The organism is Aurantiacibacter xanthus, assembly GCF_003584015.1.
GTDB classification, from domain to species: Bacteria; Pseudomonadota; Alphaproteobacteria; order Sphingomonadales; family Sphingomonadaceae; genus Alteraurantiacibacter; species Alteraurantiacibacter xanthus.
On the sequence record NZ_QXFM01000012.1, the window covers coordinates 1 to 15,392 of the forward strand.

At 65.5% G+C, this 15,392-nt stretch carries 16 protein-coding genes and 1 pseudogene; 8 read left to right on the forward strand and 9 right to left on the reverse strand.

Features of this window, described 5'->3' with window-relative positions; all coding sequences use genetic code 11:
* A partial coding sequence (locus tag D2V17_RS02040; RefSeq protein WP_147367176.1) for a response regulator occupies positions 1–412 on the reverse strand: 412 nt, incomplete at its 3' end.
* A gap of 187 nt (positions 413–599) precedes the next feature.
* Here D2V17_RS02040 and D2V17_RS02045 point away from each other — a divergent pair.
* Complete coding sequence (locus D2V17_RS02045) at positions 600–2,246, forward strand: phosphoenolpyruvate carboxykinase (protein WP_119591484.1); 1,647 nt, start codon at positions 600–602, stop codon at positions 2,244–2,246.
* Positions 2,247–2,343: 97 nt separating this feature from the next.
* Positions 2,344–2,700 (forward strand): hypothetical protein, encoded by a 357-nt coding sequence (locus tag D2V17_RS02050; protein ID WP_119591485.1) that lies wholly within the window; start codon positions 2,344–2,346, stop codon positions 2,698–2,700.
* Between the two features lie 158 nt (positions 2,701–2,858).
* On the opposite strand, the gene D2V17_RS02055 is transcribed toward D2V17_RS02050, so the two are convergent.
* Entirely contained in the window at positions 2,859–4,697 is a 1,839-nt protein-coding gene (locus D2V17_RS02055; RefSeq protein WP_119591486.1) for a DUF885 domain-containing protein, read from the reverse strand.
* A 76-nt stretch (positions 4,698–4,773) separates the two neighbouring features.
* Between D2V17_RS02055 and D2V17_RS02060 the strand changes: the two genes are divergently transcribed.
* A complete protein-coding gene (locus tag D2V17_RS02060) occupies positions 4,774–4,980 on the forward strand; it encodes a hypothetical protein (protein WP_119591487.1) in 207 nt (68 codons plus the stop codon).
* 28 nt (positions 4,981–5,008) lie between these two features.
* Here D2V17_RS02060 and D2V17_RS02065 read toward each other — a convergent pair whose 3' ends face one another.
* A complete protein-coding gene (locus D2V17_RS02065) occupies positions 5,009–5,701 on the reverse strand; it encodes an energy transducer TonB (protein ID WP_119591488.1) in 693 nt (230 codons plus the stop codon).
* Positions 5,702–5,875: 174 nt separating this feature from the next.
* Positions 5,876–6,532, reverse strand: coding sequence for an alpha/beta hydrolase (locus D2V17_RS02070; protein ID WP_119591489.1), 657 nt, complete (start codon positions 6,530–6,532; stop codon positions 5,876–5,878).
* A 103-nt stretch (positions 6,533–6,635) separates the two neighbouring features.
* On the opposite strand from D2V17_RS02070, the gene D2V17_RS02075 reads away from it, so the two are divergent.
* Together D2V17_RS02075 and D2V17_RS02080 are read left to right on the forward strand one after the other, a co-directional pair.
* A complete protein-coding gene (locus D2V17_RS02075; protein WP_119591490.1) occupies positions 6,636–7,622 on the forward strand; it encodes a cysteine desulfurase family protein in 987 nt (328 codons plus the stop codon).
* Between the two features lie 217 nt (positions 7,623–7,839).
* Complete coding sequence (locus D2V17_RS02080) at positions 7,840–8,178, forward strand: c-type cytochrome (protein WP_191229027.1); 339 nt, start codon at positions 7,840–7,842, stop codon at positions 8,176–8,178.
* A gap of 9 nt (positions 8,179–8,187) precedes the next feature.
* Here the strand turns inward: D2V17_RS02080 and D2V17_RS02085 are convergent, their stop codons facing one another.
* A complete protein-coding gene (locus D2V17_RS02085) occupies positions 8,188–8,487 on the reverse strand; it encodes a putative quinol monooxygenase (protein WP_119591492.1) in 300 nt (99 codons plus the stop codon).
* Positions 8,488–8,886: 399 nt separating this feature from the next.
* Here D2V17_RS02085 and D2V17_RS02090 point away from each other — a divergent pair, with 399 nt between their 5' ends.
* Together D2V17_RS02090 and D2V17_RS02095 are read left to right on the forward strand one after the other, a co-directional pair.
* Positions 8,887–9,954 (forward strand): cysteine desulfurase family protein, encoded by a 1,068-nt coding sequence (locus D2V17_RS02090; RefSeq protein WP_119591493.1) that lies wholly within the window; start codon positions 8,887–8,889, stop codon positions 9,952–9,954.
* Positions 9,955–9,959: 5 nt separating this feature from the next.
* A complete protein-coding gene (locus D2V17_RS02095) occupies positions 9,960–10,289 on the forward strand; it encodes a 2Fe-2S iron-sulfur cluster-binding protein (RefSeq protein WP_119591494.1) in 330 nt (109 codons plus the stop codon).
* An 8-nt stretch (positions 10,290–10,297) separates the two neighbouring features.
* Here D2V17_RS02095 and D2V17_RS02100 read toward each other — a convergent pair whose 3' ends face one another.
* Positions 10,298–11,155: a DUF4349 domain-containing protein gene (locus tag D2V17_RS02100; RefSeq protein ID WP_119591495.1), complete on the reverse strand. Its 858-nt coding sequence runs from the start codon at positions 11,153–11,155 to the stop codon at positions 10,298–10,300.
* A 144-nt stretch (positions 11,156–11,299) separates the two neighbouring features.
* On the reverse strand, positions 11,300–11,839 hold the full coding sequence (locus D2V17_RS02105; protein ID WP_119591496.1) for a type 1 glutamine amidotransferase domain-containing protein: 540 nt from the start codon (positions 11,837–11,839) through the stop codon (positions 11,300–11,302).
* Between the two features lie 103 nt (positions 11,840–11,942).
* Here D2V17_RS02105 and parC point away from each other — a divergent pair, with 103 nt between their 5' ends.
* The gene (gene parC / locus D2V17_RS02110; RefSeq protein WP_119591497.1) at positions 11,943–14,243 is read left to right on the forward strand and encodes a DNA topoisomerase IV subunit A; all 2,301 of its coding nucleotides are present in this window, start codon (positions 11,943–11,945) and stop codon (positions 14,241–14,243) included.
* 187 nt (positions 14,244–14,430) lie between these two features.
* Here the strand turns inward: parC and D2V17_RS02115 are convergent, their stop codons facing one another.
* Positions 14,431–14,937 (reverse strand): hypothetical protein, encoded by a 507-nt coding sequence (locus D2V17_RS02115; RefSeq protein WP_119591498.1) that lies wholly within the window; start codon positions 14,935–14,937, stop codon positions 14,431–14,433.
* 208 nt (positions 14,938–15,145) lie between these two features.
* A pseudogene (locus tag D2V17_RS02120) lies at positions 15,146–15,392 on the reverse strand (CCA tRNA nucleotidyltransferase); the annotation flags it as partial.

Genomic DNA, 15,392 nt, shown 5'->3' on the forward strand with positions numbered 1-15,392 from the left:
GCAGGATCGCGCCGATCCGGGCCAGCAGCAGGCGCTGGCTGAACGGCTTGGCGATATAGTCGTCCGCGCCCATGGCAAGGCCGGCGGCTTCGTCCTCCTCCTCGTCCTTGCTGGTGAGGAAGATCACGGGCAGCCGCGAGTGTTCGCGCAGGCGGCCGAGCAGTTCCATTCCGTCCATGCGCGGCATCTTGATGTCGAACACGGCAAGGTCGGGCGGGTTGGAGAGCAGCGCGCCGAGCGCGGCCTCGCCATCGGAATAGACGCGGGTGGCATAGCCTTCGGCCTGCAAGGCGATCGAGAGCGTGGTGAGGATATTGCGATCGTCGTCGACCAGCGCGATCACACGCTGCGGCTCGCCCGGAGCCGGGTCTTGCCCGCTGCCGTTATACTGTTGGTCTGCCACTTCGTTCATGCAATTACCTCGTTACCGGAGCGGTCTATCGCGCCAGCATCGTTTTCTCAATCATACTGCTGTTGCAACTCTGGACATTGCTGTAGCATTTCAGGGCATATGCTGCACCATATCGCGCAGCAAATTGACCTTGCGGGGCGCGCACCCTATGCGCCCTGCCAGTAGCCGGCGACCGCCCAAGAGCGCCATGACCAACCTGCGTGAGGAGACGCATGTGACACCCCTGAACGTTTCATTGTCCGAACAAGGCCTTTCGACCAAGGCCAAGATCTATCCCAACCTGGGAACTGCCGCGCTGGTGGAGCATGCACTGGAGCGCGGCGAGGGCAAGCTGGCGGCGCATGGCCCGCTGGTGGTCGAGACGGGGCGCTTCACCGGGCGCAGCGTGAAGGACAAGTTCGTGGTGCGCGATGCCACCACCGAGGAGTCGATCAACTGGGGTGCCATCAACCAGCCGATGAGCCCCGAACACTTCGCCAACCTCAAGGCCGATTTCCTCGCCGAGCTGGAAGGCAAGGACGAGCTTTACGTGGCCGACCTGTTCGGCGGTTCGCAGCCGGAATACCGCGTGAACGTGCGCGTGATCACGCAGATGGCCTGGCACTCGCTGTTCGTGCGCACGCTGCTGGTGCGCCCGACGCAGGACGAGCTGGCCACCTTCGCCCCCGAATATACCATCATCAACCTGCCCAGCTTCAAGGCCGACCCTGAGCGTCATGGTTGCCGCAGCGACACCGTGATCGCGGTCAACTTCACCGAGAAGCTGATCCTGATCGGCAACACCGAATATTCGGGCGAGATGAAGAAGGGCGTGTTCGGCCTGCTGAACTACCTGCTCCCCGAGCAGGGCGTGATGCCGATGCACTGCTCGGCCAATATCGGCGCCGACGGCAAGACGGCGATCTTCTTCGGCCTGTCGGGCACCGGCAAGACCACGCTTTCGGCCGACGCGAGCCGCACGCTGATCGGCGATGACGAGCATGGCTGGTCGGACTCGGCGGTCTTCAACTTCGAAGGCGGCTGCTATGCCAAGGTGATCGACCTTTCGGCCGAGGGCGAGCCCGAAATCTACGCCACCACCCGCATGTTCGGCACGATCCTCGAGAACGTCGCCATGGACGAGGGCACGCGCGAGATCGACTTCACCGACACCAGCAAGACCGAGAACACCCGCGGTGCCTATCCGATCGAGTTCATCCCGAACACTTCGGAAAAGAACCTCGGCCCGGTGCCGTCGAACGTGGTGATGCTAACCGCCGATGCCTTCGGCGTGATGCCCCCGATTGCGAAGCTTACGCCCGAGCAGGCGATGTATCACTTCCTCTCGGGCTACACCGCCAAGGTCGCCGGCACCGAGATCGGCGTGACCGAGCCCGAAGCCACCTTCTCGACCTGCTTCGGCGCTGCCTTCATGCCGCGTCATCCGTCGGTCTATGGCAACCTGCTGAAGAAGCGGATCGCCGAGGGCAATGCCCAGTGCTGGCTGTTCAACACCGGCTGGACCGGCGGCAAGTACGGCGTCGGTAACCGCATGCCGCTGAAGGCGACGCGCGGCCTGCTTAACGCGGCGCTCGATGGCAAGATGGACGGTGTCGAATACCGTGTGGACCCGAACTTCGGCTTCGAAGTGCCGGTGTTCGTGCCCGCGCTGGAGGAACTGGGCATCGACCAGACGATCCTCGATCCGCGTTCGACCTGGGCCGACAAGGCCGCCTATGACGAAATGGCGCAGCACCTGGTCAAGCTGTTCGTGACCAACTTTGCGCAGTTCGAAGACTATGTCGACGAGGCCGTGAAGCAGGCTGCTCCGCAGCTTGCCGCCCAACCGGCCTGAGCGAGATCGGCAAGGAAAGATGCTCCGGTGTCTTTCAAATTGCATGGTCAGTGAATAAGTCTCCTTCGGCGTTACTTAACGTCGAAGGAGACAGACCATGAGCATGCTTGACACCATCCTGAAAACCATCGCCGGTTCGCCCGACGATGTGGTGAACCTCGCCGCGAAGGTCGGGATTGACCCGGCGATGGCCGAAAAGGCGATTGCCGCGCTCGCTCAGGCGCATCCGATGCAGGGCGATACGGTTGAACTCGCTTCGGCCAGGACCGGGCTCGACACCGGCACCCTGTCGCAGATCGTCGCGCAGATCGGCGGCGAAGGCTCGCTCACCGAGTTCGCCAACGCGATCAGGAACGATCCGGGCAGCCTTGCCCACCTGCTCGACCGCGACGGCGACGGCAACCCGCTCAACGACGTGGCGAACATGGCCAAGGGCCTGTTCAACAAGGGCTGATCCTTAGAGATTTACGGCATTGGCCTGATCGACCTTGCCTCCCCTCCCCTTGGGGAGGGGCTGGGGGTGGGGGCTCGACGCTGGTTGGCGCAGAACCCCCATCCCAACCCTTCCCCACGGGGGAAGGGCTTTGCGCGTCAATGCAATATCATCCCGGCCTAGCCGGACGCGCTCGCGATGTAGCGGCTGACGTTGCCCGCCAGCACGTCAAGCGGCACGTTGCCGCCTTCCACCACCGCCATGTTGAAGTCCTTGAGGTCATAGCGGTTGCCCAGCGCCTCACGCGCAAGCTCGCGCTGACGCAGGATTTCCAGCTTGCCGACCATGTAGCCGCAGGCCTGCCCCGGCCAGCTGCAATAGCGGTCGATCTCGCTGGCCATCTCGTCCATGCCATCGCCGGTCTGCTCGGTGATGAAGGTGAGCGCCTCGGCGCGGCTCCAGCGCTTGGCGTGCATCCCCGTATCGACCACCAGACGGCAGGCGCGGAAGGCCGCATCCTGCAAATAGCCAAGCTGCCATGCGGGGTGATCGGCATAGGCCCCCAGTTCGTCGGCGAGTTGCTCGGCATAGAGCGCCCAGCCTTCGCTGAAGGCATTGAACGCGAGGATCGAGCGGATCAGCGGCAGCTGGTTCGAATATTCGCCCTCCCACACGTGGCCGGGAATGGTCTCGTGGTGGACCAGCGTGGGCAGGGTATATTTGCGGTGCAGATCGGTGGTTAGCAGGTTGATCCACATCTTGCCGGGGATCGAGCCATCCTTCGATCCCGCGCCGCCATAGGCGGTGGGCGCGCCGGGTTCTTCGGCCAGCGGCAGGCGGCGCACTTCGAGCGGCGCAGTCACGGTGCGGTTGAACGCGCGCGGCATCTGTGCGCGGATCCAGTCGATCCGCTCGTGAATGAAATCCATGATCTGCGCGCGGCCCTCGTCGCCCTCGGCGAACTGGAAGCGTTCATCCTGCGAAAGCTGGTGCATGCGCTGCCCCGCCGTGCCCTCGGTATAGCCGAGCGAGCGCAGGATCGGGTCCATCTTGGCGTGGATCGAGGCGAGGGTATCGTGGCCCAGCTCGTGGACCTCTTCGGGGCTGAGGCTGGTGGTGGTGCTGGCCCTCAGCGCCCAGCGATAATAGTCCGGCCCGCCGGGGCGCGCCCACATCCCGGCGTCGGACGTGGCGAGCGCGCGTTCGGCCTTAAGTTCTTCAAGCTGCGCGGCAAGCACTGGCGCGATCGCGGTTTGCGCCAGCTGCACGGCATGGGGCACGGCGGCCCTGGCTTCGGCCAGCTCCGAACGGCCGAGCGGCATCGCCCAGGCGCCACCCTCGGCAGTGTCGGCAATGGTCTGCTCCATCTGCCCGATGGCCTTGTCGAGCAGGAAGTCGGGCGCGACGAGGCCCATTTCGCGGGCCGACCGCATCCGCTCCAGCTCGCCCGCAAGCGCAGCGGGCACCTGCGCCAGCCGCTGCATGTAGTAGTCGACATCGGCCCCATCGCGCAGCGGCTGGTCCGAATCGAAGCTGCGCGGCAGGTCGAGATAGCCGCCGACATTCTGGATCACGACATAGGGCGCGTTGCGCCACGAGCCGACCGCCACATCGCCATAGGGCTGGGCGAACCCGTCGAGAGCATTGGCATAGGCGCTCTTCACCACTTCGAGGCTGGTGCGGGTGGGCGCGTCGAGCCCGCTGTCATTGACCGCCGATACACGCGCGAGATCTTCGCGCAGGGTCTCGGCCAGCGCGGCCTTGCCGGCGGGCGAGGTGTCTTCGAGCTGGCCGCGCATCGCGGCATGGACGCCGGTGTCGACCCCGAGCGAGGTCGCGCGTCCGGGCTCGTGCGCGAGCAGCCGCCAGGCGACATCGTCGAGCAGCGCAGTGGCACCCGATGCAGCGGGGGTCGCGGTGGCGGTGACGCAGCCCGGCAGGGTGGCGGCGATGGCGAGGCCCGAGGCGCCCTTCAGGGCCGCGCGGCGGGTGAGCAGGGGGGTGTCGAAGCTGTGCATGCTATCTGGTTACAGCCGCAACCGGCCAAGTCAAACCCAACTGGCGGACGGCGCGCGGCGCGGCTAGGGATGGGGGATGTTCGACATTATCGTTTCTATCGTGATGCTGGCCGCGGCGGTCCTGATCGGCGGCGGGATCACGCTCTTGCGCCGCGGCGACAAGCAGCGCGGCATGCTGATGCTGATCCTCGCCTTCGTGATGGTGGCCAATGTGGCCATCTGGGTGATCCCTGACGACGACGGCGGCATCCCGCTGCGAGATGCCGCCGCCGCCGGCGACTAGCGCCGATCGGCGCTCAGGGAATCGGCGCTCAGGGAATCTGCCATGTCACCGCGCCGGTGAAGGTGCCGACCACCTGCGCGCCGCTGGTGTCTTTCGCCGGCTGGAACCGCGCGCGGCGTTGCAGCAGGCGGCAGGTCTCGGCATCGAGCCCGCTGTGGCCCGAGCTTTGCGTCACCTCGCAGGTCTCCACTCGCCCGTTGCTCGCCACCACGAGGCGATAGCGCACCGTGCCTTCGTTCTCGCGCATGAGGTCGCGGCGGGGATAGTCGTCGGTGGTGATCCAGCCGGTAGGGCCATTGATCGCCGAGGGCCCCACCGCCGCGAAGCTCGGTGAGGGCGAAGGCGTGGGCAGAGCCAGGTCGCCGGTGCCCGTGCCCGGAAACTGTCGCGGGATCGTGGGCATGACCGGGCCATCGTCGAACGGAGCCGCGACAATCGGGTCGCGCGTCGGCAGGTCGAGCTTGCGCTCGGGCGCCTTGGGCGGATTGTAGGTCACGACCTCGGGCACTTGCTGCTCGATCTTTTCCGGCGGCGGCGGTTCGAGCGTGGGCGTCGGGGTGGGGACGTTCCACGCGGTGACGATCTTTTCGGGCGGCGCGATCACGCCCGTGATGGTCAGCCCGGTATAGACACCGATTGCCATGACCGCATGGATCGCACCGACGCCGAGCAGGGCCTTGGCCCGAGCGCCGGGCGCGGCTGTGCTGTCAACATATGCCATCTCAAACTCCCTCCTTGTAATGTTATTATGTTACACATTACCACCAGCGGGGAACGGAGGAAAGACCTGAAATTCAGGCACGAATTTTCCTCCGGCAAGTGCCGGGTTCGGGGGGATTTACGGATGGGGAGCCGGGCGGGTTCCCGCCCGGCGTGCCGGTTTGCGGTCAGCCGATCAGGTAATCGGGCAGGACGGATCGAGCCGGAAGTCGAGATACTTGTCGACCGAGCCCATCAGCTCTTCGAGTTCGTTTTCGAAGAAGTGGTTGGCGCGCGGGATCTCGTCGTGGTGGATCGTGATGTGCTTCTGCGTGCGCAGCTTGTCGACCAGCTTCTGCACGCTGTTTGGCTGCACGACCGTGTCGCCCGTGCCCTGAATGAAGATGCCCGAGGCCGGGCAGGGCGCGAGGAAGCTGAAGTCGTACATGTTGGCGGGCGGGGCGACCGAGATGAAGCCGCGGATTTCCGGGCGGCGCATCAGCAGCTGCATGCCGATCAGCGCGCCGAAGCTCACGCCTGCGACCCAGGTCACCTGCGCTTCGGGGTGGATCGACTGCACCCAGTCGAGCGCCGAGGCGGCATCCGACAGTTCGCCGATGCCGTTGTCGAAGCTGCCCTGGCTCTTGCCGACGCCGCGGAAGTTGAAGCGCAGTGTGGCGAACCCGCGATCGACGAAGGTCTTGTACAGGCGCTGGACGATGCGGTCGTTCATGGTCCCGCCGCCCTGGCTGTGCGGGTGGAGGATCATCGCCACGGGTGCGCGCGGGCGCGGAGCGGGCGAGTAGCGGCCTTCGAGGCGGCCTTCGGGGCCGGGGAAAATGACGTGCGGCATGGGCTGATCGGCTCTGCTTTATGTGGTTTTGAAACCGCGCGGCTGGCGCGGGGGAAGTCGGCGGCTATATAGGGACGATGGCGTTCTTCGCAATTCTTTCCGCATGACCCGTATCTATCTGGATCACGCTGCCACCTCGCCGCTTCGCCCGCAAGCGCGCGCCGCGATGGAACAGGGCTTGGCGATCTGGGCCAATCCCAGCAGCCCCCACGCCGAGGGCCGCAAGGCCAAGGCCGCGCTTGAAGAGGCGCGCGAACGGGTGAAGGAGGCGCTCGGCTGGGCGGGCGAGGTGATCTTTACCAGCGGCGCGAGCGAGGCGCTGGCGCTCGGTCTGGGCCGCGCCAGGGCGAGCCGCCGGGTGGTCAGCGCGGTGGAGCACGACGCGGTGTTCCGCGCCGCGCCCGATGCGCAGGTTTACGCCGAGGATGTCGCGCTTGACGGTGACACCGTTTTTGCGGTCCAGCACGTCAACCCCGAGACGGGCACGATCAACCCGGTTGAGGACATGGCGCGGGTGCTGGGCGAGACCGGCGCTCTGGTTCTCTCCGACTGCTCGCAGAGTGCGGGCAAGCTCGCCCTGCCGCAGGTGGATATGGCGGTGGTGTCGGCGCACAAGTTCGGTGGGCCGATTGGCGTCGGCGCGCTGCTGCTGCGCGATTTCGCGCTGCTCGAACCGATGGGCGGCCACGAACGCGGCTATCGCGCCGGGACCGAGAACCTGCCCGCGATCATGGGCATGGCCGCCGCGCTTGAGTCGGGCGACTGGGCGACATCAATGGCGGAACGGGCGGAGTTCCGCGCGGCGCTGGCGGGCGATGTGCTCGAACTGGGCGAGCAGGTCGACTACATCACGGCGCTCACGCATCCCACCATGAGCGCGCAGGCGCTGCTGATCCGGCTCGATGCGATGGGTTTTGCGGTGTCGGCGGGGAGCGCGTGCTCGTCGGGCACGCTGAAGAAGAGCCGCGTGCTCGATGCCTTCGGGGTGGACGACGATCAGGCGCGGCGGACGATCCGGGTGTCGCTGGGGTGGAACACGAGCGCGGCGGAGCTGGAGGCATTCGTGGCGGTGTGGCGGGGGCTTCGATAGCACCAATTGCTCGCCCTGAGCCGGGTTCCAGCTTCCTTGGTCTCTTGCATTCAACCAGCCGAACCCCCGATTAGGTCCGGAATGACGAATAGGCAAAAGCGTCCGCTTCCCACCTCCATTGCCGTATAGTCCGGCCATGCTCTCGTCACCGAAGCTCACTTGCGCCGCTCAACCGTGCTGCGCTAGAGCGCGGCCAAAGAACAAGAGGAAGTTTATCGTGCTCAAGCCTGTGATCATTGGTGCCGCTGCCCTTCTCGTTACGGCTTGCGTAACCGATCGCGATGCAGCTGGTCTTTCCGAAAGCGCCGCCAAGGGCCGCACTTTCGCGCAGGCCAATTGCGCCAGCTGTCATGCGCTGGAGGATGGCACGTCGCCCAATCCGCACGCCCCCAGCCTCGAAACCGCTTCGCACCGTTTGCCGGCATGGGCGGTGGCCGGTTCGTTCGAGCGCGGAATTCAGGTCGGCCATACGACCGAAATGCCGGTGTTCGTGTTCGAAGAGGGCGATATCTCCAACCTTCTGGCCTATCTTGAGGCGCTCAGAACCGCGAAGTAAGCGGTCTCCTCAGGTCGAACGCGGCTCTCCGACATCGTAAACCCGCAGGTCGCGTTCGCCGATGCCAAGGTCGGGCCAGGCGGCGCGCCACTCGGCCAGATGTGCGGTGGCGAAGTGGCGGTCGAGCGCGTGTTGGTCGACCCACATCTCCTTCACATGGATGAGGCCGGGGTCGAACAGGTCTTCGGCATAGCTGTATTGCGCGCAGCCGTCCTCGGCGCGGCTGGCCTCGGCCATACGCTGCATGATCGGGCGGGCCGCCTCAAGGTTGTGGGCGGGCAGGCGAACGGTTCCAACGATCAGGAGCATGGGGGGAACCTATAGCAGGGCGGGTGATCAAGCCATGCTCGTGTCACGCGATCAAGTTTGGGCCGGCGGATTGCTGGCATGCACAGTGGGCGGTCCCACAGAAACACCGCTCGCCCTGAGCTTGTCGAAGGGCCGTTCTTGTTTGTTTAGTCGGACCGCGATTCAGAAAACCAGCCCTTCGACAAGCTCAGGGCGAGCGGAAGAAGGGTCAACCCTTTCCTACAGACACCAAAAGCCCCACAACGGCCCTATGACGCACACCGCCAAATCCGAGAAATTCCGCCAGACTGTCAACTTCGCCAGTTGGCCGCAAAGTGGTGCAAACCTGCGGGACAGCGTAGGGCGAGGGCATCTGTCACAGTGTCAACTTCGTCACCTTCGCTGCCTGGTGGGTGAAGCATGATCTATCTCGACTATCAGGCCACCACCCCGCTTGCCCCTGAAGCCCGCGCGGCGATGGAACCGTGGTTCGGCGGGCCGGACAGCGCGCAGTTCGGCAACCCGCACTCTCCCCACCGGATGGGACGCATGGCCGCCGCTGCGGTCGAGGTCGCGCGCGATCAGGTCGCGGCGCTGTTTCCGGCAGGCGGGCGGGTGATCTTCACCAGCGGCGCGACCGAGGCGATCAACCTCGCCATGCGCGGTGTGGGCGGTCCGGTGGCTTGCTCGGCGATCGAACATGCCGCCGTACTCGATACGGCGCGGGCGCTGGGCCAGCACCACGAGCTTAGGGCCACGGGCGAGGGGTTGTGTGACCCTTCGCAAGACCTGCCCGAGGGCACGCGGCTGGTCGCGGTGATGCAGGTCAACAATGAGATCGGCACGATCCAGCCGACCGCCCAGTGGTACACCCGCGCGCAGGGCATCGGTGCGCTCTATCTGTGCGATGCGGTGCAGGCCTATGGCAAACTTACCTGCGCCGAGGCCGATATGATTGCGGTCAGCGCACACAAGCTGCACGGGCCGAAGGGAATCGGGGCCTTGTGGCTGCGCGACGGGGTGGAACTGGCACCGGTTTCGACCGGCGGCGGGCAGGAGCAAGGGATACGTTCGGGCACCCTGTCGCCGATGCTGTGCGCCGGGTTCGGTGCGGCGGCGGCGCTGGCGGCCAAGCGGATGGAGGAGGACGCCGCCCATGTCGCAATGCTCTGGACCCGTGCCCGCGAACTGTTTGCCGGTTGGGAGCTGAACGGCAGCGCAACCCAGCGCTGGCATGGCAATCTCAACCTGCGCCGGGAGGGGCTCGACGTTGCGCGCCTGATGAGCGACTGCCGCGATGTGATGTTCTCGGCGGGATCGGCCTGTGCCAGCGGTTCGGGCAGGGCGAGCCATGTGTTGCGCGCGCTTGGCCTCAGCGAAACACAGGCGAAATCGTCGATCCGGCTGGGTTTCGGGCGCTACACCACGCTTTCTCAGCTTGAAGAGGCCGCCGAACGAATTATACATGCTGCGTCGCAACAAGGATAGACGCCATCAAGGTCACCTTCATTACACGCGAGGGCGAAAAGTGCGCGATTGAGGCCGCGCCGGGCGACAGCTTGCTCGAAGTGGGGCAGCGCGCCGGGATGCCGCTCGAAGGAACGTGCGAGGGCCAGATGGCCTGCTCGACCTGCCATGTGATCATCGCCCGCGAGTGGTTCGCGCGCCTGCCCGATGCCAGCGAGGAGGAAGAGGACATGCTTGACCTCGCCGCCGACGTGGAGGCGACCAGCCGCCTGTCGTGCCAGATCCTGCTGAGCGAGGATCTCGACGGGATGGAAGTGCGCATCCCGAGCGAGAGCCACAACGCGCAAGGGTTCTGAGCCGGGGCCTAGCTTTCGGTGTCCGCGGCGGGCTTTTTCTTTGGCCGCACCCGCCGCCAGCCGAGCAGGCCAAGCCAGACGACGAGCCCGACCGGAACGGCCACGGTGGCCAGCACGATCAGCGCGGCGATGACGTTGCCGAGCACCGATCCGATCGAGCCGAAGGCGCGCCGGATCGGCTCGACGAAACCGCCGCCGGAGGGCGTGCCGCTCTGATATTGCACGTTGACCCGGCTGAAATCGACCCGCCCGCGCATCTCCGCCAGCCACGAACGCGCCTGATCGATCTCTTCGTTCACTTGCGCCACGCCGCGCTCGGCCTCGACCAGTTCCGCCACGGTCCCGCGCCGCGTTTCGAGCACTTCCATCAGCCGGTCGCGCAGGGCGGTGCGGGCGCGCAGCCGCGCTTCGGTGTCGACAATCTGCTTGGAAAGATCTTCCCCGGTGATCGCCGACGACACCTGTTCGCCGCCAGCCTCACCCGCCGTGGTGGCCAGTTGCGCGCCGAACGCCCGCGCCTTGTCCGCCGCCACCGCGAGATTGAGCGAGCCGTAGGCATAATCGCCCTCGTCACCCGAAGAGCGCATTTCCAGCACCTGACACTGCCGCGGCCCGAGCTTTTCGCACAGCGCAACATGCCGTTCCTGCAACGGCGCCATCTCGCGCGCCGCAACGCGGAAGCCATATTCGTAGACATAGGCGATCTGCGGGATCGAGACCGGGCTTTCTCCGCCCGCCGCATCGTCCGCTGGCGCTTCGGCGACATCAACCGTCGTCAGCCGCTCTTCGGTGGCGCTGTAATCGCCCTGCTGGCCGCAAGCCGTCAGCGCCAGGGCCGCGCAAGCCGGTATGAACAAACGTTTCATGCTTCGCTCTCCTGTCAGCTTGCAGCGGGTGCCTTATTCTTGCCACATTCTATGAGGTCGGAAAGCGATTTGGCAAGAGCCCACGAACAAGACCCCGCCGAACACGTCGACGGGGCCTCCGGTAATCAGCGACGCTGGCCGGGGTCAGACCAGTTCGTAGTCGTTTTTCAATGCGGCAATCAGGGCGTTGGAGAAGGCCGGAATATCGTCCGGCTTGCGGCTGGTGATGAGGTTGCCGTCCACCGCCGCGTCTTTGTCCACCACATTGGCGCCGGCATTGCGCAGGTCGGTGCGGATCGAGGGCCAGCCGGTCACGGTCCTGCCTTCGATCACGCCCGCTTCGGCCAGCAGCCATGGCGCGTGGCAGATCGCCGCAACGGGCTTGCCCGCATCCACGAAGGTCTTCACCATGGCCACGGCATCCTTGTTCATGCGCAGGATATCGGGGTTCATCTGGCCGCCGGGCAGCACCAGCGCATCGAAGTCATCCGCCTTCGCCTTGTCGAGCGTCAGGTCGACATCGACCGGGCGACCCCAGTCCTTGTTGTCCCACCCCTTGATCTGGCCGCTTTCGGGGCTGACCACGGTGGTCTTGTAGCCGGCCTCTTCCAGTCGCTGCTTCGGGCCTTCCAGCTCGCTCTGTTCAAAGCCGTTGGTGGCGAGGATCATAACATGTTGGGTCATGGGAGTTCTTTCATCAGAAATTGCTGTCTGACCAACTTACGCTTGGGGAAACCGCATTGTTCCGCGCTGTCCTCTGAGCCGAGCCACTGCTAGGCCAGACCGCATGTCGCCTGCCGAAACCGAAGACCACGATCCGTTCGACGCCATCGTCGATGCGCCGTTCGATAGCGCCCTGTCCGAGCGCTACCTCGTTTACGCCCTGTCGACGATTACCGCGCGCTCGCTGCCCGATTTGCGCGACGGGCTGAAGCCGGTCCACCGCCGCATCCTGTGGGGTATGCGCGGGCTGCGTCTCGGTCCGGACAGCGCGTTCAAGAAGTCGAGCCGCGTGGTCGGCGACGTGATGGGCAAGTATCACCCGCATGGCGACAGCGCGCTCTACGATGCGATGGTCCGCCTCGCGCAGCCATTCACGCTGCGCTACCCGCTGATCGAAGGGCAGGGCAACTTCGGCAATATCGACGGCGATAACGCCGCTGCGCAGCGCTACACCGAATGCCGCCTGACCAAGACCGCGCTGCAGCTGATGGAGGGGCTCGACGAAGGCACGGTCGACTTCGTGCCGACCTACAACAACGAGGAGCAAGAGCCGGTCATCTTTCCGGGCCTGTTCCCCAACCTGCTCGCCAACGGGTCGAGCGGGATCGCGGTGGGCATGGCCACCAACATTCCCAGCCACAACGCCGCCGAGGTGATCGACGCCGCGCTCGAACTGATCGACAACCCGCATGTCGAGCACGCAAGGCTGATGGAGCTGATGCAGGGGCCGGACTTCGCCACCGGCGGCCTGATCGTCGACAGCCCCGAGGCGATCTCGAAGGCTTACGAAACCGGGCGCGGCTCGTTCCGGGTGCGCGGGCGGTTTTACGCCGCCGAGGCCGACAATGCCGAGGACCGCGAGGCGGGGATAGAACGTCACAAGGGTGGCGGCTATCAGCTTGTTATTTCGGAAATTCCTTATCAGGTGCCGAAGGGCAAGCTGATCGAGCAGATCGCCCAGGTGATCGCCGACAAGAAGCTGCCCCTGCTCGAAGACGTGCGCGACGAGAGCGACGAGAACATCCGTCTCGTGCTGGTGCCGCGCAGCCGCAATGTCGATCCCGAGATGCTCAAGGAGAGCGTCTATAAACTGACCGACCTCGAAACGCGCTTCGGGCTGAACCTCAACGTGCTGGATGCGACCCGCACCCCGATGGTGATGGGGCTGAAGGAGCTGCTCGAAAACTGGCTGCGCCACCAGTTCGAAATCCTGCAGAACCGCACCCGCCACCGGCTGGGCAAGATCGCCGACCGGCTGGAGCTGGTCGAGGGCTATATCATCGCCTTCCTCAACCTCGACCGGGTGATCGAGATCATCCGCACCGAGGACGAGCCCAAGCCGGTGATGATGGCCGAGTTCAATCTCACCGACCGGCAGGCCGAAGCCATCCTCAACATGCGGCTGCGATCTTTACGCAAGCTGGAGGAAATGCAGCTGCGGCAGGAAAAGGACGACTTGCTGGCCGAGAAGGATGAGCTGGAGAAGCTGCTCGAAAGCCCGGCCCGTCAGCGCACCCGGCTCAAGAAGGATCTGCGCACGCTGCGCAAGGACTATGCCGAGGATACCGCGCTGGGCCGCCGTCGCACGACGATTGCCGAGGCCGCGCCGACCGTGGAGTTCGATCCCAGCGCGATGATCGAGAAGGAGCCGGTCACGGTCGTCATGAGCCAGAAGGGCTGGGTGCGCGCGGCCAAGGGCCATGTCGATCTGGGGCAGGATGGCTGCGGCGACTTCAAGTACAAGGAGGGCGATGGCGCGGCCTTCGCTGTCCACTGCCAGACCACCGACAAGCTCCTGCTGTGCGGCAGCGACGGGCGCTTCTTCACATTGGGCGCGGACAAGCTGCCGGGTGCGCGCGGCTTTGGCGAGCCGGTGCGCAACGGGCTCGACATCGATGCCGCGACGCAGATCATGGCGATGATCGTCCATGCGCCGGGGCGGCAGATCCTTCTCGCGGCCGATACCGGCAAGGGCTTTGTCGCGGTGACCGACGAACTGCTGGCCGAAACGCGCAAGGGGCGGCAGGTGGTGAACCTGAAGGGCGATGCCAGGCTGGTGGTGGTCCGCCCGATCGCCGCCGAGCACGATCATGTCGCGGTGGTGGGCGAGAACCGCAAGCTGGTGGTGTTCAGCCTCGAAGAGATGCCGATCATGACGCGCGGGCAGGGTGTGACCTTGCAGCGCTATCGCGACGGCGGGCTGTCCGATGCCACCACCTTCACGCTGGCCGAGGGGCTGAGCTGGCAGATGGGCGGCGAGACCGGGCGCACCCGCAACGAGACCGAGATCGGGATGTGGAAGGTGGCGCGTGGCGCGGCGGGCCGTCTGCCGCCGAACGGCTTTCCGAAGGATAACCGGTTCTAAAGCGGGATGACAGAGCATTGACGCGCAAAGCCCTTCCCCTTGGGGAAGGGTTGGGATGGGGGCTTCCCACGGTTGCCAGCGTCGAGCCCCCACCCCCGGCCCCTCCCCAAGGGGAGGGGAGGCGGGATACAAAAAGGCCCGCGCGGATCGTCTCCACGCGGGCCTTTTTAAGCGTCAGAGCGCTGGCTTAGCTCGCCTGCGCAGCCGCGATGGCGGCGTCGATGTCGGCCTTGTTGGCCAGCACGATCACCGAACCGTCGGTGTCGAGCGCGAACATCTCGCGCGGCAGGGTCAGCGGCTCGCCATCCTGCACCATGGTGATGCCGACGTCGGTCATCTCGTCGATGGTGCCGAGCGACACTTCATCGGCGGTGGCGACTTCCGCACCGACCACCAGCGCAGCGGCAAGAGCGGCTTCGCGGCGGGCCACTTCCTCGTCCATCATCGCGTCGAGTTCGGTCTTGGTGATGTTGAGCGTGTAGCCGTTGTCACCTTCGCCGAAGCTTTCCAGCGCCAGCGGCACCTGATGCTTGCCGGTGTCGACCACGGCGTTGGCGCCGTCGTTGGCGGCGATGGTTCCGATCTGGATGCCGTCGTTGCCCATCACGGTCGCGCCGACTTCCTGCGCGTTGGCGGCACCGGCGCCAAAGGTGAGAGCGAGAGTGGCGGCAAGAGCGGTGAGTTTGTTAGTCATGCAAATTCCTCTTCCATCCAGCCAGCGGACAAGGCGGGGCCGGGAGCAACACAAAATCCGACAGCGCGCGAGGCTGGGCCGGAAAAACGATGGCGGGCGGCACACCGCGAAGCGGCAGACACTTGTGAGGCAAAACAGGCCTCAAACCCTTGAGAGTGCTTTAGCAGCAGCACTCTTAACGCTACCTGCACCATAAACGTTCCCCGGTTCAAGCGCGTTGGGGCAATTCCTCGTCGAGAATTTCTGCCACCCGCCTTTCCGAGGGGAAATCCTCCGCGATCCAGCGCGCTTCGACCGCTTGCAGGATGCGCGCGACTTCCGGCCCCGCACCCACACCGCGCGCGACAATCTGGCCGCCCTTGAGCGGGAAGGCGGGCACATCCCAGCCATCGAGCGCCTCGGCTCCGCGCCCGGCGAGCAGCAGCAGGTCGCGCGCCATGGCCGGGCCTTCGCGA